The sequence below is a fragment of the Candidatus Nitrosotenuis cloacae genome (assembly GCF_000955905.1).
Classification (GTDB): Archaea; Thermoproteota; Nitrososphaeria; order Nitrososphaerales; family Nitrosopumilaceae; genus Nitrosotenuis; species Nitrosotenuis cloacae.
In genome coordinates this window covers 1,081,377-1,103,788 of sequence record NZ_CP011097.1, presented here as the reverse complement: position 1 = coordinate 1,103,788, position 22,412 = coordinate 1,081,377, and the positions used below count along the sequence as shown (strand labels likewise).

The window sequence follows — 22,412 nt, the reverse complement described above, 5'->3', positions numbered from 1 at the left end:
TTGCTAAGGACAGTCACCATATCGGTAATAATTGGAACATTTCTTATTGGCTCGTACTATGTGGTGGCGTCCTCATTTGTCCAGCCGGAGCAGCAAAACAAGTTAGGCGTGGCACTATCTGACATACAGCCAGATCTTACATATGAGAAATTTATTGCACTGTCCGAAGATCAAAAATCTTTCTTGGTCCAAAACATGCCGTCTAGCACCAGAAACCTCATACTGGATGAGGCAAGAGACAATCCAAGCTTTGCAGCAGAAAGCAAGGATTTGATTACTGAGCAGTCTGGTGCAACCGAATTGAGAATGATCAAGCTGACTCAGGTTAGTGGAATCAAGGGCTATGATGCAGATGGGACTGCATCTGTGTTTGTCTCAGACGGCATGACATTTCTGAGGCTGCAGGACTTTGGGGTGGCAAGCGGAATTGATCAGAGATTATACCTTACCAAAGACGGAACAATACAAACCGGAATTGATATTGGCCCACTCAAGGCATCACAGGGTGATCAAAACTATGACATCACATCAGTTGACCATGACGCCTACAACGTCTTGATAATCTACAGCAGGCCGTTTGATCTGTATTACGCGTATGCCAAGTTCATAAAAACAGAATAATCCAGCAAACTCTTATCTTGCTTTTCTATCACATCATCGGGCGATGACGAGGAGTTAGAGAAAAGAATCGATATGATTGGATTCAGTGAATCGGAGCCCAAATCTTTCAATTTGGAGTAGATTTGGAATAATCGTTTTAATACATTGTACTAAAATCTTCTCGTGAACAAAAAATTTGTCATAATTGGAATCCTTCTGGGCGTGGTAATCCCAGTTGCAGCATATACTGGTGCGCCATTGTTCTTTGATGTCACCACAGATGAGCCATTACCGGAAATTACCAGCACCATTACCACAACAGATGGCGTCACAACATCGACTGTCGAGGTTCCACAAGTCCTGGCAACCGGCTCCTTTGTTGGAGTAAATGATGGAATCCACAATGCAGAAGGCATGGCAAAAATAGTCAAGCTGGTAGATGGAAAACAACTCTTGAGACTGGAGGACTTCAAGGCAACAAACGGACCTGACCTCTATGTGTATTTGGCAACAGATGAGACTGCACAAGAATATGTGAGCCTTGGTGAGCTAAAGGCAAACATTGGAAACCAAAACTATGAAATCCCAGAAGGAACTGATTTGTTAAAATACAACACTGCGCTCATTTGGTGCAAGCAATTTTCAGTATTGTTTGGTTCGGCAGAAATCTCGTAAAATTCTATTTGGTTTTTTCTTTATAGAGATCGTGTTTTTCTTCGTTCCCTAATGCTTCCATCATCTCGTCATAATCTTTTAGAAATTTTTCAACAAACTCCTCATCGGATTTTTTCATGTTTTGCTAGTTGTTTTTGAAAGATATAAGATTATTTTATCAATTTAGCCAAAGATCATGCATTGCTCGCATTCGCAGCTTGGAATTGTTTTTGCCTTTGCTAGGCATTTTGCATGCTGGCCTGCCTGACATTGCACACAAACCTGATCGAGGTTCTCTACTTCCGAGTATTTTTTGGACTGATCAAAGCCAAATCCGCCGTCTTGTGGGCCTACCATGTCGTATCTAGGGCACTCGCATTATTTAGGCTAGTCATTTTTGGACTCGTCATCCTTTTTGTTCTTATCCCACATGTGCATTGTTCCGCGCAACATGAATGCGCCTACAATTATCGTCACTATTCCTACAATGACAAACGCAAAGGCCTTGCCGATTGTGCGCAAAACCGACATTTATTCTGCCTCTAGGCAAACAACATTGTCATTGCCTGTAATCCGATATGCCTCATCAAGTGCTGATTTTCCCTCTCCAGTATACACATCAATGTGTTTTCCAATGATTGCAGTGCCAATGTCGGATCCAGTAAATACTGTTTCATTCCAAGGTGCTGGAAGGCTAGGTATTGTTAGCTTAGAGTTTACAGGAATCACCGATGTGTCTATTGCAATTGCATTTAGTATCAGCGTGTTTCCTTCAGAATCCAGTGGATTATCAGATAGATGAAATGAATCATCATACCATCCAAGATAATTGCCTGAAATGGTTCTGCCCCAGCCCTCTGTCTTTATCTCTGTGACAAAGTCTTCACGATACTTGTTTTGCGTTCCGTCTATCATAATATCTATGAATTTACCGGCATAATCCGATTCAATGGGAGTAAAGTATCCCGTGATGTACCATTCAGCACTACATCTAGAAAACTCTGAATGGCCAAGTCTTTCCTGCTTTAGAAGTGAATCACTTAGCAAAAAACTGGCAACTGGATTTGCTTCGTCTTCTAGCTGTATTGTATTGATTCCCTGCAAATATGATATTGCGTTTGCAAATTCATCTCGCGTTATTTGATAATCCTTCCAGTATTGGTGTATTTTGTAAACCCACTCTGGAATCACAATTTCACCAAACACAGGCAAAATCCCAACCATCAAAATCCAAAAAACCAAAATCAGACCAACATACATTGAGCTAATTTTTGTCTTGTAGCATAAAAACACATGTAGATTTGCAGCCAAATTTCGTCACAGACGAGCTACTTCTTTTTAATAATATTCTGGCATTTTGCCTTGAGATTGAGCCTATCGCAGCCAAGAACAAAAGCTAATTCGTGCTTGTTTTGTGGAGATGCGCTAAAAGCGCCCACAAAGTGCACTTACTGCGGATTCAAGTTCTGCGACGAACACGTCCAAACCGAGAATCACCAGTGTGGAAAGACAAGATATGCCGAATATGTCCGCAAATCTGACGCAGATTCAATCCCCAATCTTGCCTCGGGTCAGTTCTTAGTTGTCTGCGATATGTGTGGTTACAGATCTGCAATAGGATCTCTAATAGAATTTGCAGGAGAGGAGCTCACACAGCACATGCAAATTGTCGGCTGCTCAGGTCATACCTACTTGGAAGAGGTAGGCGACTCTCCTCAATTTCATTCTCAATCCGTTACGGTCAAGCCGTCACCAAGACTCGTAGAGCCAGTAATTCCAAGCTCCGGCCAAGAAAGCATAGTTGATCAGCTATCAAAGCTTGCCATACTAAAAGAAACAGGAACATTATCTGATGAAGAGTTTTTGTTTATCAAAAAGGAAATAATAAAACGACTAAAATAATCACTCTTTAGATTTTAGCATCTCATCCAGTTTTGCCTTTGTTTCTTGGTGCTCTGCCCGTTCGCGTTGCAGTGTTGTCTTTATTATCTCCATTTCCTTTTGCATTGCCATAACCTTTGCATTAAGCGATGACACAACCGAGCTTGCAGCAGCCACTACATTTTTTGGGCTGGATTTTTCCCCGACATTTGACATTTGGTTTTCAATGAATTTTAATTCCTTTTTTGCCAACTCAATTTCTTTTTTTGTTACCTCTGATTCCTTTTTGATTTCTGCAATTTCGGTTCTTGCCGATTCAAGGTCTGTAGTTGCCTTGAGCAATTCCTGATTTGCAGCCTCTTGGGCCTTTCTGCTCTGGTCGTATGATTTTTGCACTAGCTGCAGGTTGTTTTTGACTTCCTCTGTTTCTGATTTGTACTTAGAGTGCTCTGATTTTGCAATTTCCAAATCCGTCTTGGTTCTATTCATCTCGTTTAGCGTTGTCTTTTTCTCCTCAATCTGCCTCTTGATGGTTTCCAGTTCCAGCTTGACTACCTCTATCTGTTTTAGTAATTGCTGATGCTGAACTCGCTGCGCATCCATCTCGGTTTTCTTTTCGTTTGATTCTCGCTTGGCGGCCATCACGGTTCCGACCAGCTCATCGTATTCCACTTTGACCTTGTCCAGTTTCTCAGATACCACATTGAGGTGGTTTGTCTTTGATTCTAATTCTTCCTGGACAACTTGCAGCTCATTTTGAATTTGCTCCTTTTGAATCTCCTCTGGACTCTTTACTCTGATCTGCTCAAGTGGTTCCGGGGATGATTCTACAGTTTCCTCTTTTTTTGTGCGCTTGAAGAGTCCCATGGAGTGATCACCAAATCATATCAAGATGAATTTTTCTATTTTCGAACAAATTTCAGGAAAAACCCTATTCCGCCGACTATGAACCCCAGTATGATAAGGACAAGGCCTGTCTCTGGCTCTTTTGAGAACCATGTTGGCACAACAATAAACAATAGTGCGCCAAGTATTATCAAAAAATACGCGCCGCTCTTTTTTTGTTTATTGTGTTCGCTGTGTGCCATGCCTAGATATGGCGTGATATTGTCTGCGCTACTTTTTTTCGCCCAATATCAACAATGAATGGTCCTATCTTTGGGCCACGGTTTGCGTTGATTATTATCTGGTATAGTATCATGAAAAAGTCCTTTGGCTGCACATTATTTTCTTTTGAGATGTTATAGATGACATTTTGCAGATCCTCTAATTCCTTGTCTGATTCCAAAACTCCGACTAGCTGAGCTAGCGCCTTTTTGGCCTCTGAGCTTATCTCTATTTTTGTTGGCTCGTCTTCCTCAAAGTCATCCGCATAATTTCCTGCCAGCTCGATTAGATGCTCCACATGTGGGTCCGAGTTTTTTATCGTACCATAGTCGACTAGCTTTTTTGCAACCATGTTTTTGCGATCTTCCTTGAAGATTCTACATAATTCGATTAGCAGCCTATAGTTGAGATGAACCGATGATACCTTTGGAGGATTTAGCAGGTTTGTGTACTCGTAGAGTCCTTTGGTCTTGAGCAGCTTTGCCTCATTGTCTACCTTGATTTTGCCAAAGTAAATGTCCTCAATTTCATTATACTCATCCATCAGTGCTGGAATGTCCTCAAATCCTAACTCGCGAGCACCGGTAATTCTCTTGTATAGTAATAGCAACATGGACTTTGGTGTTCCATATCTGAACCATTTTTGTGACGTGACCACATTTCCTGCAGATTTTGAAATTTTCTTGCCTCCCTTGTCCAAAAACATTTCATATTTTACGTGGTGCGGGTGCGGATGGTTCAGTACTTCGTCTGCAACCCAATCATTGACCTTGACTGAATCCATGATATCTTTACCATATGCTTCAAATCTGATATCAAATGCATGCCACCTTGCGGCAAACTCTACCTTCCAAGCTAGCTTTCCCAGGTCCTTGCTAATGTCCGCCTCCCCCTCATGTCCGCAGCCCTTTAACATCTTGGAGCCAATCTCAGCTTCGACGCATCTGTACTTGACAACGCGTCTGCTTTGATCATATTCGTATGACTGTGCTGTGTAGAGTCGGTTGCACTTTGCGCAAACCGGATAATATGGCAGAAATTTTTGGTATTTTTCCTGTCCTACCAGTTCTGCAATTTTGTTTCCAATTTTTTCCGAGTTTATCAGAATTGTATGTATTTGTTCTTTGAGCAATCCGTTTTTGTAAGTGTCGCGCGCGCGAATGAAATTATATTTTATTCCAATCTTGTCCAGGCCGTCTAGTAAAATGCTGCTCATGTGCATGCCATAGGAGTCATGGCATCCAAAGGGATCAGGAATTAGTGATACTGGCTTTGCAATGTGCTCTGAGAGAGAATCCGGCAAGCCCTCTGGGATTTTTCGCAGACCATCCAGATCATCCGAGTATGCTATCAGATCAGACTTGTAGCCAAGGTTTTCCAGCGCAAGTTTCACTCCATAGGCACGAACTGCGTCTCCCAGGCTTCCTATGTGTGGAATTCCGGATGCACCAAGGCCTGATTCTACTTTGAGCAGTTTTGTGTCTCGCCCAAGCTGTTTTTCGCGCTCTATCATCTCTGATGCGAGCTTGTCAATCCAAGTTCCTTTGCCTATGACTATTTTTTCCTCATCCGACATGTGATCACTCTAGTTTTTTTGCCATATATGGGCCATCTAAAGTATATCCTAACTTTCGATAATATTCACGGGTGCCGACTGCAGATATCACCAAAAGCTTTTTTGCGCCAAACTCTTCTTTTGATATTTTTTCTGCCTCACCCATCAAATTCTTGCCCAGTCCCGAGTGCTGTATTTGCCCGTCCTCGCGCTCGCCAATTTTGAGTGACTTGCCATAGATATGCAGCTCCCGCACAATGCAGGAGTCTGGTGTTACCTCCTTTCTGTGTGATTTTGAGCTTGGATTGCGCAATCTCAAAAATCCGTAGATTCTATCGGACGAGTCCTCATATGACAAAAAGACCTCATCTCCGCCAGACGATGTATAGTTTTCCCGGCGTAGTGCGGTTTGGCTTTGCGGCTCTGTTGTAAATCCAATTTCCCTGCATCGAATACACTTGCATGCAAGGCCGTGTTTTTTTAGTCGCTCCAGCACTATTTGTCTGAGGTTGCCTGATTTTGGTCCTGCAATTATCTCGACAGGCGATATTTCTCGCTGAACCCGCATTATTCTGACCCATCTTGGGATGTTTTTCTTTAGCTCCATCAAAACTCGTATCATATCCTCATCCGAATATGGCATGTACTTGCCTTGCACGTATTCCTGGTAGAGTGGTGTGTGTTGTAGGACCAAAGACGGATAAATTTTGAGCATGTCTGGTCTTAGGTCATCATCTGAGAATAATTTCTTAAAATCTGAAATATCCACTTCTGGGCTCACCGTAGGCAAGCCTGGCATCATATGTGCCACTATTTTGTAGCCGGCATCCTTTGAGATTTGGAATGAATCTACCACATCGGCATAGTTGTGGCCACGGTTTACTATTTTGTAGACGGATTCCTGCAGACTTTGCACGCCTATTTCAATTCGAGTGATGCCATAATCCAGCATCATATCCACATGTTCCTGCTTGCAATAGTCTGGTTTGGTTTCTATGGTAAACCCTACATTTCGAATTTGCGATTTTTCATTTACTAGTTTTGCCTCTTCCAGTGTTGGAGAATCAAACCCGTTTAGCGCATCATAGCATGATTTTATGAAATCTCTCTGATAGTCCTTTGGCATGAAAAGAAACGTTCCGCCAACAATCACAAGCTCCATCTTTGATGGGTCGTGACCATACGCCACAAGCTTGTCAATCTTTGAGAGGATCTGTTTTTTTGGATCATACTGACTCTCTATTGCATTTATTGTAGACGGCTCATTTCCCGTATAGGAGTTTGGCGAGTTGAACTCTACTCCACCAGGACAATACGTGCACCTACCATGTGGGCATCCGTATGGCTTTGGCATCAAGGCAATCACGGCAACTCCAGACGCTGTCTTGACTGGTTTTTTTAGCAAAATCTTTTGCAGCTTGGAGTAATCGTTGCCTGAAACGGTAGATAAAATCTCGTGGTTCTTTGGGATTCGCTCCAGCGTGTATTTTGTGCAGACCTGCTTTATCTGGGATTTGATCTGCTTCTTTGTTGCCCCGTCAATTGCCAGCAAATTATGAGAAATCTCTTGGCATGCTTGGGAAAATATTGCGCTAGGCATTATTTTGGAGGTGTTGTTGTGGCCTTAAATTCGTTCAAATGGTTTACCGTCTTTTCGTCTTTTTCTTTGATTTTTTTGCCTTGGATTTTTTTGGTTTTGATGTTTTCTTTGGCTTGGACTTCGATTTTTTTGCAGTTTTCTTTTTTGGCTTGGTTACTTTTTTTGTGATCTCTTCTGCATCTGATCTTACCTTGAGGTTTTTCATCTGCACCAGCTCTATTCTGGTTCTGGCAGACATTTGTGCAAGCTCAGAATCTATTACTGGAAATGTGCTTCCCTGGGACTCAAAGCATTGTATGTGAAAGACTCGCCCCTTTTGGTATGTCATGGTTTCTTTTGGGACTCCCTGCTTGCAGACCGCACACATGTCGATAAAATTCGCAGTGCTCAACGAATGAGGATCTTTCCAGTCTAATTTAATATTTTTCCAGCTAAGCCTGTATTGTTTTGTCTTTTCTGTATTCCAGCTTTAGCCAAATTGGTGTAATCAGTGAGGTGACTGCAACCATTATCACAATTGTAGTGTAAATGTTTGGCATCAAGACACCACTAGATAGTCCGACTCCTGCAACAATCAGTCCAACCTCGCCACGAGATATCATGGCAATTCCAACTCGTCTTGATTGGGCCTTGTTTCTCAAAAACAACCATGCTGGCAGGCCACACCCTACAAGCTTGGAAAATACTGCAACACCTATTATTGCAACGCCAATTAGCAAGACCTCGGAATTTATTCCTCGAAAATCTACTTGTGCTCCAATTATTGCAAAGAACAGTGGCGCAAAGATCAGCCCAAGCTTTCCAATATAGTGCTCTACTCGCTCAAAGACCTTTGTGGTGGATAGCGCCATTCCTACCACAAATGAGCCCAATATTGGCGAGAGTCCAATCCATGCGGCAACGCCGGCTGCCCCAAAAAATGAAGCCGTAACAACTCCCTCAATGCTCCCGCTTGCCTTCCACCTATTCGAGTTGACCAGGCGCGGAACCAGAAATATTGCGGCAACTGCCATGGCTGCAAAGAACGCCAATACCTTGAATATCGTAAAGACCACCTCGGTTATCTCAATTCCATCCATTCCTGCACCTCCAACTGATGTCACGACCGACAAAACAGCAATTGCCAAAATGTCATCAATCACTGCAGCACCAATTATGAGCCGGGCCTCTGGAGTCTTGAGCTTGCCAAACTCTGATAATACCTGCACCGAAATCGCAATGCTGGTAGCGGTAAGTGCGGTTGCAACAAGCATTGCCTGGAACGCATCAAAGCCAAAGAACTGGAATATGAAAAATCCAATAAAAAATGGCACCACTACCCCTAATGCCCCAACGGTAACTGATGCCTTACCGCCACGGATGAACTCCTTTGGGGTCATCTCAAGGCCTGCCATGAACAAAATCACGATTGCACCGATCTCACCTAGCATCTTTACCTCATCAGTAAGAACCACCAATGACTCTCCCTGAAACATGATGAATGCACCGATTGCAAAGGGGCCTACTATCATGCCGGCCAACAGTTCTCCTAGAACAATTGGCAGACGAATCCTGACAAATATCTCGGCCATTATCTTGGCGGCAAACAACAGCACGCAAACCGAAATGATTACCTGAACAAAATGTGACTCCAATCTAACCCCATTGTATGGTGTGGTATGTGGATTAAAATGATGGCTAGTCTAATTACGCCAGTCTTTTGTCATTCAAAAAGACGCCAGTCCTTTGTGTGATGTGGCCTATCTGGTATGATGATATGTTGTGCTTTTTGCAAATTGAAATGATTCTGTCTGATTCGTCTTTTGGGGCTATAACACAAAAGCCAACACCCATGTTGAATGTCTTGTACATTTCCTCATTGCTAACCCCCATGCTCTGTATTAGCTGCATTATCTTTGGCGGCGTGGGCGTCAAATCCAGCACAAAGCCGGTCTTTTTTAGCCTCAAAAGCTTGGTGAATGCACCACCTGTGATGTTTGCCAGGCCGTGCACCGTACACTTTGATATCACATCCAAAACTGGCTTGACATAGATCTCAGTTGGACTCAGCATCGCAAGGCCAAGCTTGCCAATTCCCTTGATGGAATCATTGATAGAGTATTTTTTTAGCAAGGCCTTTCTTGCCAGAGAATAACCATTAGAGTGGATTCCGCTGCTTGCTATGCCTATTATGTGATCGCCTGGTTTGATCTTGTTTCCCATTATGATCTTGTTTTTGTCAACCAGTCCTGCAACCATTCCTGCCAGATCAAATGCAAATTTTTTGCCCTCAAACAAGTCAGGCATTATTGCAGTCTCACCGCCAACTATTGGCATGCCAGATTTTTTTGCGCCAACTGCTAGCCCTTTTGCGATATCGACAAAAACAGATTCCTTGTTCTGGTTGGCAGCAATATAATCAACAAACGATATCGGAGTAGCACCAATACAAATAACATCATTGACATTCATTGCGACACAGTCAATTCCTATTGTGTCATATTTTTTTAGCAAATTTGCAATCATTACCTTGGTTCCAACTCCGTCGGTATGAGTTGCCAGGTATTTCCCCCCATGAATCCCAACCAGTCCTGCGTAATGCCCAAACCCGGATTTTACCATTCCAGAATGGGTCGATGCAATTATTCTTCCAATGGATGCCTGACTCTTTTTTATTTTGGTAACATCAACGCCTGCGGACTTGTAGGTGATCATTATTTTGATACCGTATAATCTCTACATATACATTCCAGAGTCTGCCTGTCGATGCTCTTTGTATTTTTCAGACATCTCTTGGAATTCGTTGCCAATCTTTTCTTTTTGTCTTCGAATCTCTGCAGTATCAATTGGGATTTCATAGACCCGACTAATTGCGTCAATCAGAGTGGCAGCTGCTAGTGGATCCGGACTTGTGTGGCTTGCCTTGACCAGTAGGGTAATTGCCCGTATTTTGCGTATGATGCACTCGTTTAGTATGCTGCCTGGAATACCAGTGATGAACCCCTGAGAAATCATCGATATCTGCTTGTCCTGCATTATTCGGCACAAGTCTTCCTCTGCTGCACAAAATGTCTTTTCGTCATGATTTTCTGATGCAACCCCATCAAGTATGACCAATTCTTTACATCTCTTGGATTGGGCCCAGTCCAAAATTATGGATGCAACATTGTAGAGTCCGTCCATTTTTAGTGTGACCTCGCATATTATGGCGCAAATGGTTCCTTTTTTGTTGGAGTAAAACCGGAAAGGATGGCGCAGTCTACCTTGTATGAATACTGTAGATGGTGGCAAGTACTTGGAGTGCAGGTATCCGATTTCTGTCATCTTTAGCTTTTCTATGATGTATCCTATTGCTAAAGGCCCTGCAAGGCCTGGTCCTACAAAGCCTGCAAATATTATTGGGCTTTTGATTGGAATCTTTTTTATTTCATGGACGGATTCATCTAGGATTTTTTTTGCCACTGGATTTTTGTCTTGGTCCAGTCCTAATTATTCTTGTGCAAAAACAGATTTAGCATTATTCTGCCTCTTTCTGTTATGGAATATTCGACGCATGAGCCTGCAGATTCCTTTCTTACAAAATTATAGTCAATGCAAAGGTGTAGGTAATTCAAAAACGATCTCTTCATTCTTATTTTGGAATTTTCGTACAGATCGGAAAACGTCATGGTGTGGCAGCTAAGCTGGTACAATAACTTGATCAAAGTCAGTGTGCTAAAGTCACGTGTCCGAGCCCGCACCGCATCAAGCACTTGATCGTCGCGCGCTATGATGAAGTCATCCAACTGATCCGCTACCTCCAATGGTATGTATGTGAGTCTTGCCTTCATTGTACAGTATGGTACCGTACTTTACCTTAATTAAAGTTAGCTTGGAATCTTTTTGATTTGGGGCGAATTTTTTTGAGCTAGACTTGTAACTCTGAAACAACACGACTGGAATGATTTTGCGGATAATTGGTCAGATCGACAAGATTCATGGATTTAAGGCATAATCGGTCGAGGTGTTAAATTCGTAAAAACTCAGGCTACTGCAGAAACCTTTTGTCTTGAGTCTTTCCGCATTCTTGCAATTACTGCGGTAAGCTGCATTTGGTGTATTTCATCAAGGGTCTCGCACATAATGTTTGGTTTTGCCTTTTGCTAATTAAATTTATTCTAGATTAGTGAAATGGATACTCCATCGCACCTTATGGTGGGACACGTAATTGGCAGACCAGCCCAGGGCAGAACCGTCTTGGAGTTGTTCCCAATACCAGAAATGTTTTGGAGCAATTTCGGCAGGCTGTGAATTATTCGAACCGGTTTTATTGGATGTGTTATCTTTCCGTTTTGTATTTGCCATATTCCACTTCGAGCAGTGCAAGAAAAATCACCTTTGATCGGATTCACTGCATAGGTATACCACAGTCTACTGACTATGATTCCATTTTTTGTTTCCCTAATTATCTCATCCCTGCTTTTGTTTCCAGGTGATATGGTTAGATTGTGTGGCGCAGACACTGGAATTGGATTACTGGAGCGTCCCAGTGGAATGCCAGGCCTGCAAGCATTGCCGGTACTAGAAGATTTTTCCTTGTATGCATTGTACAAATCAGTGTATGTTGATTCAAAAACTCCACTCTTGATGTAGTGAGTTTTTTTGGTTGGCACTCCCTCTTCATCAAATGATTTGGCGCCCAAAGAATCCTGCATGTGGGGCTCATCCAAAACATCAAGATCGTTTGTTGCGATTTTTTCCCCGATTTTTGGAAAGCAGCTTTTCTTTTCTGAGAATGTTTTTAACGCAAAGTTTGGTCCAAGAACAAAATACAAAATCTCACCTACCGCTAGTGGCTCAAATATCACACTGATAGTTTGGGCCTCTGTCGTGCCTGGATTTGCTGAATTTACGCACATTTGGGCAGCATCTGAGCCTATTTTGTCTGGACTAAAGCCATCCAGAGTCCTTGCACTGGCCTGGCCAATCCCTGAGACTGGAATTCCGATTTCCGAGTCTGCGTTTATCACACCGGAGATGTAGGTTGACTTTTCCTGTTTTTTGAGGCCTGATGTGTTTTGAATCTCAAAATCATCGCACACTATGTTCAATGAGCCAGAGATTCTGTTGATTCTTTGGTGCTTGGTATGATCAATCATTATTTGGGCAAATTCGGCTGCCTTGGTGGAATCCATTGACCAAATCTTTGGATCATTTGTTTTCTGGATTGTTATTGTACCTGAATTACCGGCAAACCCTTCCCAGAATTCTCTTCTTGCAAGGTTTGCTGAATTTTTTACTGCCTGCTCTACTATTTTAGAATCTAAGATGGTGGACTGGGCGGATGAGATTTTCTTGTCTTTTACTATTCGTACTCCAATTGAGCTTTCATGGTTTTCCTTGATTTCGGCAATCTCTGAATCTGTAATTCGTATTGTGATTGTTTTTTTTGCGCAAAACACAGACTCGGACTCGTCTGATATTTTTTGAGCAAAAGAAATTACATCATCGCACACTGACAACTAGTTTAACCTTGGGTTCTTGTAGCGGTATTTGTCCAGCTTGACAAGCTCAAAGTAAGAGCCAAACTGGGACGCGTCCTGTATTTTGTCTAGCTCGTCCTGGCCAGACTCGACATCATATTTTTTGATTATCTCATATGAGGTACTTCGCTGGGCTGGAATTCTTCCAACTTCACGAATCAGTCGTCTCATCTCTATTGGCTTTAGCAGTTGCCCGTGCTGGGCGCCAGCCGATGTAGAAATGGACTCGTTGATTAGCGTGCCCCCAAAGTCATTTGCGCCCCACATTAACAAGACCTGTGCCATTTTGGGGCCTTCCTTTACCCACGACATTTGGATATTGTTGATGTGGTTGTTTAGCATGATTCTGGATATTGCATGAGTGAGTAGAACCTCGTTTGCAGACGCTCCACTCTTTATGCCAGGGTGCAACTCGTGCTTGTACATTGGCGCCTCTGAATGAATGAAATTAAGCGGGACAAATTCGGTAAACCCACCAGTTTCTTTTTGGATTTCTCGGATTTTTGCAATGTGCTTTACTCTATCCTCCGGGGTTTCAATGTGGCCAAACATGATGGTTGAGGTAGAGTTGATTCCTAGTTGATGCGCCGTTTTTATCACATCTACCCAGTCCTTGACGCTGATTCTGCCCGGTGATATTTTGTCTCGCATGTCTTGGTCAAGTATTTCGGCCGCAGTTCCTGGTAGGGTGTTGACACCAGCATCCTTTAGTCTAATCAGATATTCCTTGATGGAGACATTGGAGCGAGTCGCGCCATACAATACCTCCTCTGGCGAAAATCCGTGGATGTGAATGTCTGGGATTTCAGATTTTATTGCACGGCAAATATTCTCATATGTGCTTGATTCCATGTCTGGTGGGAGTCCTGCCTGTATGCAGACCTCTGTTGCACCTAGTGAGTGCGCTTCTTTTGCGCGTCGAACAATTTCTGTTGTTGGCAAAAAGTACCCTTCCTCTTCTCTAAAGTCCCGACTGAATGCACAAAATCCACATTGCTTGATGCAGACGTTGGTAAAGTTGATGTTTCTATTTACTACAAATGTCACAATATCGCCGACTCGTCTTTTTCGTAACTCGTCTGCGACCATTCCTACCAAATGAAAGTCAAGGCCCTTTGCGGAATAGAGCCTGATTGCCTCAGGGATGGTTATCTCTTTTTCAGATAATGCGTGGTCTAGTGCCTCTGCAATTAGTGGGTCTGCATTTTTTAATAGTCGCTCTATCATTTCCAATACTCCTCGATGACATGACCACTCTCATCCATTATTCCTGTCATTTTTTCATACAATTCTGGATTAACCATTCCGAACATCTCTGGATAAACTGGGAATCTTGCCTTGAGCTCAAAACCTGCATCCTGTGTGTGCTTTTCCACAAATCCGATTTGCGGCCAGCCAAATTCTGGATTGACAAAGTCTTGTGTTAGTGGTGAAATTCCACCCCAATCATTAATTCCTGCATCCAAAAAGTACTGGTAAGAGTTTGGGGACAGGTTTGGCGGGATCTGTATGTTCATTTTTGGCATGATTATCCTTGATATCGCAACCATTGTTTTGAAATAGTTTTCCTCAGCGGATGGCACATCCCTCATTTTGGTGTCCTGCTTTGGCTGGAAGTTTTGCAGTATTACCTCCTGGATGTGGGCAAACCTATCCTGTATATCCTTGATTGCAAACAATGAATCGATTATCTCGTATGGCGTCTCGCCGATTCCAACTAGAACCCCCGTGGTCATTGGCATTTTGAGCTCACCAGTATTCTCCAAGACCTTGAGTCTGGCCTTTGGGCTTTTGCTTGGCGCCAAATGATGTGGCATTGACTCTTCCGCTAGTCTTTCACTAGAATTTTCCAACATCAATCCCATGCTGACGTTTGTCTTTTTGAGCTCATTAATTTCTGATTTGACAAGATTTCCAGCATTGGTGTGTGGGAATAATCCCTCACCCAGTGCAATTTCGGATGCGTGGACTAGATATTCCGCGGTGGTGGAAAATCCGTTTTCTTTGAGCCATTCTTTTGCCTCCGGATATTTCTGCTCTGGTCGCTCACCTGTTACAAATAGCGCCTCGGTGCATCGGTATTTTTTTGCCAGTGCAGCAAGTTCTTGCACATTTTTTTTGCTCATCAGAGAAAGTTTTTGTTCGTTTGGGTCTGATTTGTAGGTACAATACGAGCAGGTGTCTCGGCACAAATTAACCAAATTAAAAAACGCCTTTTTTGAGAATGTGACTGTTTTTCCCTTGTGGATGTTTCGAAGTGTACTGGCTGCTTTGAATAATTCTGTAGTGTTGTTTTTTGTCTGATCAAAAATCTCATAGGCCTGATTCTTTGAGATTTCTTTTCCGTCTAAAATGCGATTTAGTGGCTCACATGCCAGCACTAGATCACTCAATACGAGGATAGTCTTTGATTGCAGTATTTATCTTTGCGTCGAGTTGGTTGGGTTTGTCGAATTCAGCATAATGTTTGCAGTGGGCCTTTCATTCAAGGTGATGACAACATCGCTTACCTTGCCGTCCCGCAAAATCTGTAAAATCATTTGATCACCAACTGTTTTTTCTCTTTGTAGATGAATCAAAATGTCATCGATTTTTCTGACAGTCTTAGAGTCCACTGCCAAAACGACATCGCCTCCGATTTGGTGTCGAATTCCGTCGACTTCTTTTGTCTCGTTTGTACCTCGAAGGCCTGCCCTTTCTGCAGGGCTGTCCTTTAGGACATTAATCACCAAGAATCCCCTGGCATCCTTTAGCTTCAAAATGTCTGCCAAGTCAGGGTCTATGTCGCGCCCAGAAATTCCAACCCACGGATGATGATATGTCTTGTTTTCAATTAGAACTGGAATGATCTTCTGTACTGTCCTTGATGGTATGGCAAATCCTACCCCTGCAAAATCCCCCGTCTCGGACTGGATTGCAGTATTGATTCCAACCACCTCACCACGCATGTTCAGTAGTGGTCCGCCAGAGTTTCCTGGATTGATTGCCGCATCAGTTTGTATGATGTCTGGGATTTGGAATCCCCTGTCTTGCGATGGCAATAATCTTCCAACCTGGCTTATGATGCCTGAGCTCATCGAGCCCGATAATCCAAATGGATTTCCAATTGCCGCAATCGGCTCGCCAACTCTGAGCTTTGATGAATCGCCAACCGGCAATGACTGCAAGACATCGGAGCTTGCATTGACCTTGATTACTGCCAAGTCTGTGTAGATGTCTTGGCCGATGATTTTTGCCTTGTATGATCTTCCATCCAAAAATGTAACTGTGAGCTTTTCCGCATTTTCTACAACATGATCATTTGTTATGATATATCCGTTGGAATCATAGACAAATCCAGAGCCAACTCCGCCAATTCCTCGCGGGTCCGTGCTTGGACGCTTGACATTAATCCGTACAACACCTGCCTCGCTTTTCTCAAATATCTCAACTAGTGATAAATCGCCTGTGTCTTGTGCCGTTATGGAGTTTTTTGTATTAACTGAAATCTGATCAACGCTTGGAATTTGGTTTGGTGGATTCAAAAATATGCTATATGCTACTAGAACAATTATGGCGCCAAGCAGTGCGCTAACAATCACAGTAGACTTTGCCAATGATTTGAGCAGCTTGCGGTATGCCTATAATCTTTGCCTAGACGTTGATAAAATCCGGAGTGTGGTCTTTCATTGAATATGACCTGCCTCTCCAAGATACTGATTTGTTGCTTTTTGCCTGGAGTAGGCCTGCCAAAAATCCGCACACTACTATCAGGCTTCCAAGTGGCGCGCAAACCGCATGATGCATCTTGATTCGTAGTGCAAACGCATCCACTACACATGCAGAAAACAACAATATCGACGATACTGCAGAGCTCACAAATACTGCAAAAAATGAGCCTGAGTTTGCAGCAAATGATACTGAATATGCCAAAAACACGTACGGCATGAACAGCAAAAACAAGACTGCAAAAAATATCCCAACTGCAATTTTGCCGTTTTGCAAAAAGAGCGGTATCATTAGTCTTTTTAGGCCATTCCATAATGTGGACCAGTCCCGAGCCCACACCGCATCGATTAGGTGGTCACCACGAACCATCTTCATTTTGAATCCGCCTTCCTTGACTTTTTTCCCAAGAGCACCATCCTCTATAATTTCGTGCTTTACTCCCTCATGAGTCCCGACGCCATCATACGTTGATTTTCGGATTATGAAAAAACTGCCAAAAAAGTAACCAGTCTTTTTTGTAGGATCATTAACTCGAATGGCGGAAAACCTGGTATGCAAAAACGTGGATAGCACTGGAAGCGTTATTTTTGTCCAAGGATCCAAGCAGATCATCTTTGGTATTACGGTTAGCGCATCCAATCCAAATGATTCCAAATGTGAAACTGCCAAGGAAATGACGGTTTTTGCAAATTTGGTGTCGGCATCAGTAAACAAGAGCAGGCTGCCGGTTGCCTTTTTGTAGCCTTCCATGCAGGCCCAGTTTTTTCCCATCCATCCCTCCGGCTTTGGGCCTGCCTTGACATGGATTATTCTGGGGTCTTTGCTTGCATACTCTGATATTATTTTCCCAGTGTCATCATCTGATGAATCATCGATTGCAATTATCTCATAGTTGGCATAATCTTGTGATATTAGCGAGTCCAGACATTTTCCAATAAAATCCTGCTCGTTTCTTGCCGGCAAAATTACCGAGATCCTTGGAGTCTGGTGAGGTGTTGCATCAAATTTATCCAGAATTGGTGTGTGGCGGAACGACACTGACATTGACTTGATTAGTATAATCCATGCAAGCGCTACTCCGAGTAGAATTGCCGCAACGACGTAATTGATTATATCAAGAATCATGGCTTTTCGATTTCTTGCTTTATTGCCTCGAGTGCTTGCTCGGTTCCAGACTTGATGTGTTTTTTTACCATTCCAGTAAACATGCCCATCACACCTGATAGTTTCATGTCCCAGATTGCCTCTAGTCTTGTTTTCTCACCTTCTGGGATTAGCTGAATTGTTTTGGTTCCGTTAATGATGCCTTCTGTAAACTCTGCAAAGATTCTCTCCTTTGGCTGCAGCGTTATGGTCTGCATGCATTTAGAGTCCTTGAATGCAATTGTTACTTCGCGAATTATGGTGTTGCCGTCTTTGGAAATGTTTCTAATTGACTTTGTTCCCTTCCAGAACTTTGGCTCATTATCTATATCTGATACAACATCCCATACTTTGTCTACTGGTGCATTAATCACAACTGCGGCATCAATTGTTGCCATGGTGGAGTTTTTGCTGCATCAAATATTAGTCTTGATTACTCACTTGGGCTAAAACTAAACCCAATGCTTTCACTCACATCGGAATATGTCAGGATTATGGTGTATCGCCCTGCTTGGTCCCATCCATCTCCTCCGGCAATTGCCAGTGTGGAAAATTCTTTGTTTGGCTTGACAGTTACGGTTTCTGTCCAGACCTCAGTATTTGATGGATTGCTGATTGCAAGTCTTACTGTTTGGGATGTGTCTTTGGTCTTGCCGGAAATCGATATGATATCACCTCTAACATACGATGCCGAGTCTATTTCTAGGGTTTTGGTGATTGCCGGACCTGTGATTCCACCGGTTTCGTCTTGGTTCATTGCAACAAAGGATACTGTCAAGACAGCAAAGACTGTGGCACAAACGGCAATTACAATATTTCTGAGCTTTATTTTGCTACCTTCTATCTTGGGGATTTTTTCTTCCTTCTTTGGCTTTTGCTTTACCTCAAGTAGCGTTGGCGGGTTTCGTGGCGGTGGAGGTGGCGGAACTATTCTTTTTTCCGACTCGCGGATGATCTTTTCCGGCTTGGGCTCTGTTGGGACTTGTAAATATCGAGAAATCAAACCTTCAACATATTTTCTATCATCGATTGATACCAGCTTTGTTGACTCAAACTCTGCCTTTATCTTGGCAAGGCGTGTGGAATCGCCATGGCCTGACTTTAGGAGGGCATCAATGTCGTCTGTGAAAAACTGACCCATACGGATTTTGTGCAATCTTTTCTCATAAATTAATTGTGTGGCAATATTGCCATCTTTTACAAAGAATATTTCACAAATCTTACCGTATCTAATACGAAATTCATTTTAATTGGTGTCAAAGACCTCATTTTATGACCATTACTTATGATGACTTTGCCAAACTCGACATCAAGGTGGCAAAAATCATAGCCACCGAAAAGATTCCAGGCAAGACCAAGATAATCAAGGGAACTATTGATCTTGGCGGCGAAACCCGAAATCTCATAATTGGTGGTGCACAGTATTTTGCACCAGAGGAACTAATTGGAAAAACCGTAATTGCAATCACAAATTTGGAGCCAAAGACAGTTGGCGGTGTTGAATCAAACGCAATGCTTTTGGCAGCGGATCTTAATGACAAGCCATATTGGCTTACAGTTGATGAGTCAATCCCACTTGGAACGAAAATAAAATAATTTTTTATTTCTTAAAATAAAAGAAAGATCTAGTCGTAGATCATTAGATTCTTTTCTTCTAGTAGCGAGTGTAGGTTGTTAACGGAGCGATATACATCTGGCTCTTTTTTGGCACCTGTGCACACTAGCTTTCCGGATGAGAAAAGCAGGATCACGGTTTTTGGATCAAGCATTCGGTGAATCAGGCCTGGAAATTGTTCTGGCTCGTACATGCTGCGTGGTAGGGTTCTTGCTGCCTGCTCTAGGTGAATTTTTCCACCCAGATTAATTGATGCAACAATGTTTTGGATATCAACTACTGCGTCTTTTTTGACTTTGATTCCGCCCTTTCTGAGCTTTTGAACAACCGACTTGACTGCACTTCGTGCCATCTCTTCTGATTTTGCACCAGTACAGACCATCTTGCCAGAGGTGAAAATCAAGGTTGCAGTCTTGGGACTCTTTAGTCTAAAGACCAAGCCAGGAAATTGATCTGGATGATACTCTACATCTGGAAAATTACGAGTAATCTCATTAAGGTCCATTTTCTGATCCACTGAAGCAGAAGCAACTACGTTTTCGATGCTTACTATCGGCTTTGTTTGTGGCATACGCTACCTGTTGCCTTATCTAGGCTATATAAAGAGCACTTTCTAATTGTTTACCCGACAGCCAATTTCTTTGAAATTTGGGTATGTTTTGCGGATCGACCTTACACAAATCCATTAATTTGGCACCTCAAGTTTTGCAGTGTAATTGAATTATACTGAATTATTCTCAACTGACAATCTGTTTGGCGGTGACTCGTCAAACCCGATAATGTGGATAATCTGGATTGTGCCAATTGTTCTCTTTGTATTTTATGGACAGAGAATACAGCTAATAATCACATCTAGTGAGATAAACAAGAGCATTGAAAAGCTGCAAAAATACAAAGACGAAACTCGAAAAGAATTGCTTGACTATCTGCAAAAGAAAAATGCATCAGGCGATGTTACAAAAAAAGTCGACTCGTTCCTGGAATACTTTACCATAATGCCAGTTGATATCGACCCAAACGGAATAATGCCAAAAATAAAACACTTGTTACGATCACGCGAGGATTACACCAGATCCCAAGTGTCTATGCTTGCAAAAGACATCACACCACTCGAATCAACCAAAATCCAAAATCTACTCGAAGTGGTAACGTCGCTGAATCTGTTGCACAAAATAGTCCGACACCTATACCTTACCGCAAAAAGACAAAACAACTTCCCGCTGATTTTGCCACTCCAAATGATGATTCCATTTATCATGGAGCAGGCAGATGCGCTAAAGGGAGCAGTTTCTGCACTAAAACAGGGACAGCCAATCGGTGATGGAATTGGGCCTATGGTAATAGGAAAAATGATGCTTGGAGCCCAGAAAAAAACAATAGCGCTGGAAACCGTATATTCGGAATCCGAGTTTGAGGGCAGACGCCTGATACTCTTAAAGGCAGAAGGCCCACTTGCCACGGTTGGCAGGCCAGGAGATGCTGTAGAAACACTGGTTGCAGAAAAACACCCAAATGTGATAATCATGGTGGATGCAGGCCTAAAACTGGAAGGCGAGACCTCTGGGACTATCGCTCAAGGATTTGGCGCCGCAATTGGTGGAATGGGAACAGACCGATACCAAATAGAAGAAGCGGCAACAAGGCACAACATCCCAGTCTATGCAATTGTGATAAAGCAATCAATCAAAGAGGCAATCACTCTGATGAGTAAAGACATTGCCGATAAATCAGACGAGGTAGAATCACAAATCTATCAGACCATACTAGAAAACACCAAGCCTGGTGATCTCATAGTTGTAGTTGGTGTTGGCAACACACTAGGAGTTCCTCAATGATATTTTCCAAAAAAGAAAAAACCATCATCGCACATACGATAGAAAAATGTCAATCCTGCGGCAAGGAATCACAAAGAAAATTCAAGGAAGGCGATTGTCTTTTTGCGGCAGGTACTGAATGCAGTTCCTGCAAAGGACAAAGTAGAATCTCAAAGATATTTGGGCAGCCTATAGAGTAGTGATTACTGCACCATTCTCTGTTGGAATGAATGTGTGTTCTGCCTGCGCTACTCGCTGACCGTTTGCCTCATTAAGAACTGGATATGCGCGGACTATTTTGTTTTTGATCAATTCCTCAAGTAGTGTTCTGGCCTCTTTTTCCTCATTGTCTTTTGTGAGCCATCGCAGTGCAAATGGTAGCGTGTTGAAATTATCCCAGATGTAGTCGACTAGCTTGTTTGCCTTTTCGTTTTTTGTCTTTTTGCGGGACACAAGACCAAAGATGTTTTTTGTCTTGCCGTCCCGTACAAATCCCAACCCCTTTGATGTGGTAACAAATGGCTCGCATGCGTATGCCTCCTTTGTGGAGAGCGAAAATGAGCCAATTGACCACATGTTTGGAATTGACTTGCCTGCGTGAATGGTATATTGTTCTAAGGAATGACCTGAGAGATTTGCAATCGGCTTGAGGTTGTACTGCATTATTGTCTTTTGTATGGTTCGTCCAATGTCGCTGGATTTTGTTCCCTCTTTTACCATTGACATTGCAGCCTTTAGTGCCTCTTCTGCAGTATCTACTAGTATAGCAGACTCTGGATCATACGAGACCGATACGGCAGTGTCTGCAATGTATCCATTGATCTGCACTCCAAGATCTATTTTGATAAGATCAGAACTACTCAAGACCTTGGGATCGTTTGGCTCAGCAGTATAGTGAGCTGCAATTTCATTTAGACTGGCATTTACTGGAAATGCGCATTTTCCGCCACGGTTCTTTATTTCAGATTCTACAGTCTCGCAGATTTCATAAAGTGTCTTTCCTATCCAATCTTTTTTTCTTGCAAGCTCGCGAACCTCAGATGCTATTTTGCCTGCCTTGATGTAGTCATCTATTTGCAATGGTGGAGTTGGACTAGAATAGTTATTTAAAATATGCAAGCTTAAATTGGGGCAAAAAATCTGCAGACACATCGGGATCGTGGTCTAGCTTGGTATGATTCGGGTTTTGGGTACCTGAGGTCGTCGGTTCGAATCCGGCCGATCCCACTTTTAC

At 42.7% G+C, this 22,412-nt stretch carries 27 protein-coding genes and 1 tRNA gene; 7 read left to right on the top strand and 21 right to left on the bottom strand.

Annotated features, from left to right (window positions below; genetic code table 11):
* A complete protein-coding gene (locus tag SU86_RS06270; RefSeq protein ID WP_048188282.1) occupies positions 1-621 on the top strand; it encodes a DM13 domain-containing protein in 621 nt (206 codons plus the stop codon).
* A gap of 162 nt (positions 622-783) precedes the next feature.
* Entirely contained in the window at positions 784-1,275 is a 492-nt protein-coding gene (locus SU86_RS06265) for a DM13 domain-containing protein (protein WP_048188279.1), read from the top strand.
* A 162-nt stretch (positions 1,276-1,437) separates the two neighbouring features.
* Here the strand turns inward: SU86_RS06265 and SU86_RS09945 are convergent, their stop codons facing one another.
* The 3 genes from SU86_RS09945 to SU86_RS06260 are packed head-to-tail and all read right to left on the bottom strand — an operon-like array spanning position 1,438 to position 2,565.
* A complete protein-coding gene (locus tag SU86_RS09945; RefSeq protein WP_177318928.1) occupies positions 1,438-1,611 on the bottom strand; it encodes a hypothetical protein in 174 nt (57 codons plus the stop codon).
* A gap of 30 nt (positions 1,612-1,641) precedes the next feature.
* Positions 1,642-1,785, bottom strand: a complete 144-nt coding sequence (locus SU86_RS09940; RefSeq protein ID WP_177318927.1) for a hypothetical protein — start codon at positions 1,783-1,785, stop codon at positions 1,642-1,644.
* Complete coding sequence (locus SU86_RS06260; protein ID WP_052755573.1) at positions 1,786-2,565, bottom strand: 3D domain-containing protein; 780 nt, start codon at positions 2,563-2,565, stop codon at positions 1,786-1,788.
* A gap of 57 nt (positions 2,566-2,622) precedes the next feature.
* On the opposite strand from SU86_RS06260, the gene SU86_RS06255 reads away from it, so the two are divergent.
* On the top strand, positions 2,623-3,156 hold the full coding sequence (locus SU86_RS06255; RefSeq protein WP_048188276.1) for a hypothetical protein: 534 nt from the start codon (positions 2,623-2,625) through the stop codon (positions 3,154-3,156).
* Here the strand turns inward: SU86_RS06255 and SU86_RS06250 are convergent, their stop codons facing one another.
* From SU86_RS06250 to SU86_RS06175, 16 genes are all read right to left on the bottom strand, one after another.
* Entirely contained in the window at positions 3,157-4,002 is an 846-nt protein-coding gene (locus SU86_RS06250; protein WP_048188273.1) for a coiled-coil domain-containing protein, read from the bottom strand.
* Between the two features lie 35 nt (positions 4,003-4,037).
* Positions 4,038-4,175 carry a hypothetical protein gene (locus tag SU86_RS06245; RefSeq protein WP_236687672.1) on the bottom strand — a complete coding sequence of 46 codons (138 nt, stop codon included), beginning with the start codon at positions 4,173-4,175 and terminating at the stop codon, positions 4,038-4,040.
* 50 nt (positions 4,176-4,225) lie between these two features.
* On the bottom strand, positions 4,226-5,818 hold the full coding sequence (gene lysS, locus SU86_RS06240) for a lysine--tRNA ligase (protein ID WP_048188267.1): 1,593 nt from the start codon (positions 5,816-5,818) through the stop codon (positions 4,226-4,228).
* A gap of 4 nt (positions 5,819-5,822) precedes the next feature.
* Complete coding sequence (locus SU86_RS06235) at positions 5,823-7,397, bottom strand: elongator complex protein 3 (RefSeq protein WP_048188265.1); 1,575 nt, start codon at positions 7,395-7,397, stop codon at positions 5,823-5,825.
* A gap of 43 nt (positions 7,398-7,440) precedes the next feature.
* Positions 7,441-7,788, bottom strand: a complete 348-nt coding sequence (locus SU86_RS06230) for an LIM domain-containing protein (protein WP_148550828.1) — start codon at positions 7,786-7,788, stop codon at positions 7,441-7,443.
* Positions 7,789-7,828: 40 nt separating this feature from the next.
* Positions 7,829-9,031, bottom strand: a complete 1,203-nt coding sequence (locus SU86_RS06225) for a cation:proton antiporter (RefSeq protein WP_048188257.1) — start codon at positions 9,029-9,031, stop codon at positions 7,829-7,831.
* A 52-nt stretch (positions 9,032-9,083) separates the two neighbouring features.
* Entirely contained in the window at positions 9,084-10,094 is a 1,011-nt protein-coding gene (gene purM / locus SU86_RS06220) for a phosphoribosylformylglycinamidine cyclo-ligase (RefSeq protein ID WP_048188255.1), read from the bottom strand.
* An 18-nt stretch (positions 10,095-10,112) separates the two neighbouring features.
* On the bottom strand, positions 10,113-10,838 hold the full coding sequence (locus SU86_RS06215) for a proteasome assembly chaperone family protein (protein ID WP_048188253.1): 726 nt from the start codon (positions 10,836-10,838) through the stop codon (positions 10,113-10,115).
* Between the two features lie 23 nt (positions 10,839-10,861).
* Entirely contained in the window at positions 10,862-11,206 is a 345-nt protein-coding gene (locus SU86_RS06210; protein ID WP_048188252.1) for a hypothetical protein, read from the bottom strand.
* Between the two features lie 327 nt (positions 11,207-11,533).
* Positions 11,534-12,871 carry a TldD/PmbA family protein gene (locus SU86_RS06205; RefSeq protein ID WP_236687783.1) on the bottom strand — a complete coding sequence of 446 codons (1,338 nt, stop codon included), beginning with the start codon at positions 12,869-12,871 and terminating at the stop codon, positions 11,534-11,536.
* A gap of 6 nt (positions 12,872-12,877) precedes the next feature.
* Entirely contained in the window at positions 12,878-14,125 is a 1,248-nt protein-coding gene (gene cofH / locus SU86_RS06200; protein ID WP_048189308.1) for a 5-amino-6-(D-ribitylamino)uracil--L-tyrosine 4-hydroxyphenyl transferase CofH, read from the bottom strand.
* Positions 14,122-15,291 carry a 7,8-didemethyl-8-hydroxy-5-deazariboflavin synthase subunit CofG gene (cofG, locus tag SU86_RS06195; RefSeq protein WP_048188247.1) on the bottom strand — a complete coding sequence of 390 codons (1,170 nt, stop codon included), beginning with the start codon at positions 15,289-15,291 and terminating at the stop codon, positions 14,122-14,124. The genes cofH and cofG overlap by 4 nt, the downstream gene beginning before the upstream one ends.
* A 27-nt stretch (positions 15,292-15,318) precedes the next feature.
* The gene (locus tag SU86_RS06190) at positions 15,319-16,494 is read right to left on the bottom strand and encodes a S1C family serine protease (protein ID WP_048188245.1); all 1,176 of its coding nucleotides are present in this window, start codon (positions 16,492-16,494) and stop codon (positions 15,319-15,321) included.
* Between the two features lie 37 nt (positions 16,495-16,531).
* Positions 16,532-17,731: a glycosyltransferase family 2 protein gene (locus tag SU86_RS06185; protein ID WP_048188244.1), complete on the bottom strand. Its 1,200-nt coding sequence runs from the start codon at positions 17,729-17,731 to the stop codon at positions 16,532-16,534.
* Entirely contained in the window at positions 17,728-18,147 is a 420-nt protein-coding gene (locus SU86_RS06180; protein WP_048188242.1) for a type II toxin-antitoxin system RatA family toxin, read from the bottom strand. Before SU86_RS06180 ends, SU86_RS06185 begins: the two co-directional genes overlap by 4 nt.
* A 35-nt stretch (positions 18,148-18,182) precedes the next feature.
* A complete protein-coding gene (locus SU86_RS06175; protein ID WP_048188241.1) occupies positions 18,183-18,890 on the bottom strand; it encodes a hypothetical protein in 708 nt (235 codons plus the stop codon).
* A gap of 131 nt (positions 18,891-19,021) precedes the next feature.
* Here SU86_RS06175 and SU86_RS06170 point away from each other — a divergent pair, with 131 nt between their 5' ends.
* Positions 19,022-19,345 (top strand): tRNA-binding protein, encoded by a 324-nt coding sequence (locus SU86_RS06170; protein WP_048188239.1) that lies wholly within the window; start codon positions 19,022-19,024, stop codon positions 19,343-19,345.
* A gap of 29 nt (positions 19,346-19,374) precedes the next feature.
* Here the strand turns inward: SU86_RS06170 and SU86_RS06165 are convergent, their stop codons facing one another.
* Positions 19,375-19,935, bottom strand: a complete 561-nt coding sequence (locus SU86_RS06165) for a TATA-box-binding protein (protein WP_048188237.1) — start codon at positions 19,933-19,935, stop codon at positions 19,375-19,377.
* Between the two features lie 145 nt (positions 19,936-20,080).
* Between SU86_RS06165 and SU86_RS06160 the strand changes: the two genes are divergently transcribed.
* Together SU86_RS06160 and SU86_RS06155 are read left to right on the top strand one after the other, a co-directional pair.
* Complete coding sequence (locus SU86_RS06160) at positions 20,081-21,199, top strand: DUF1512 domain-containing protein (RefSeq protein WP_048188235.1); 1,119 nt, start codon at positions 20,081-20,083, stop codon at positions 21,197-21,199.
* Positions 21,196-21,378 carry a hypothetical protein gene (locus SU86_RS06155; RefSeq protein WP_048188232.1) on the top strand — a complete coding sequence of 61 codons (183 nt, stop codon included), beginning with the start codon at positions 21,196-21,198 and terminating at the stop codon, positions 21,376-21,378. The genes SU86_RS06160 and SU86_RS06155 overlap by 4 nt, the downstream gene beginning before the upstream one ends.
* On the opposite strand, the gene map is transcribed toward SU86_RS06155, so the two are convergent.
* Complete coding sequence (gene map, locus SU86_RS06150) at positions 21,368-22,258, bottom strand: type II methionyl aminopeptidase (RefSeq protein WP_048189305.1); 891 nt, start codon at positions 22,256-22,258, stop codon at positions 21,368-21,370. The two genes, SU86_RS06155 and map, sit on opposite strands and share 11 nt — an antisense overlap.
* Positions 22,259-22,331: 73 nt before the next feature.
* Here map and SU86_RS06145 point away from each other — a divergent pair.
* Positions 22,332-22,405: transfer RNA gene (locus tag SU86_RS06145), tRNA-Pro, on the top strand.
* Positions 22,406-22,412: the final 7 nt, after the last annotated feature.

Excerpts from the sequence above, each read along its gene's own strand:
- SU86_RS06155 (WP_048188232.1), top strand. The coding sequence starts at position 21,196 with ATGATATTTTCCAAAAAAGAAAAAACCATCATCGCACATACGATAGAA.
- cofH (WP_048189308.1), bottom strand. The coding sequence starts at position 14,125 with ATGATAGAGCGACTATTAAAAAATGCAGACCCACTAATTGCAGAGGCA.
- lysS (WP_048188267.1), bottom strand. The coding sequence starts at position 5,818 with ATGTCGGATGAGGAAAAAATAGTCATAGGCAAAGGAACTTGGATTGAC.
- SU86_RS06170 (WP_048188239.1), top strand. The coding sequence starts at position 19,022 with ATGACCATTACTTATGATGACTTTGCCAAACTCGACATCAAGGTGGCA.
- SU86_RS06250 (WP_048188273.1), bottom strand. The coding sequence starts at position 4,002 with ATGGGACTCTTCAAGCGCACAAAAAAAGAGGAAACTGTAGAATCATCC.
- SU86_RS06185 (WP_048188244.1), bottom strand. The coding sequence starts at position 17,731 with ATGATTCTTGATATAATCAATTACGTCGTTGCGGCAATTCTACTCGGA.
- SU86_RS06210 (WP_048188252.1), bottom strand. The coding sequence starts at position 11,206 with ATGAAGGCAAGACTCACATACATACCATTGGAGGTAGCGGATCAGTTG.
- SU86_RS06180 (WP_048188242.1), bottom strand. The coding sequence starts at position 18,147 with ATGGCAACAATTGATGCCGCAGTTGTGATTAATGCACCAGTAGACAAA.
- SU86_RS09940 (WP_177318927.1), bottom strand. The coding sequence starts at position 1,785 with ATGTCGGTTTTGCGCACAATCGGCAAGGCCTTTGCGTTTGTCATTGTA.
- SU86_RS06235 (WP_048188265.1), bottom strand. The coding sequence starts at position 7,397 with ATGCCTAGCGCAATATTTTCCCAAGCATGCCAAGAGATTTCTCATAAT.
- SU86_RS06165 (WP_048188237.1), bottom strand. The coding sequence starts at position 19,935 with ATGCCACAAACAAAGCCGATAGTAAGCATCGAAAACGTAGTTGCTTCT.
- SU86_RS06175 (WP_048188241.1), bottom strand. The coding sequence starts at position 18,890 with ATGGGTCAGTTTTTCACAGACGACATTGATGCCCTCCTAAAGTCAGGC.
- SU86_RS09945 (WP_177318928.1), bottom strand. The coding sequence starts at position 1,611 with ATGGTAGGCCCACAAGACGGCGGATTTGGCTTTGATCAGTCCAAAAAA.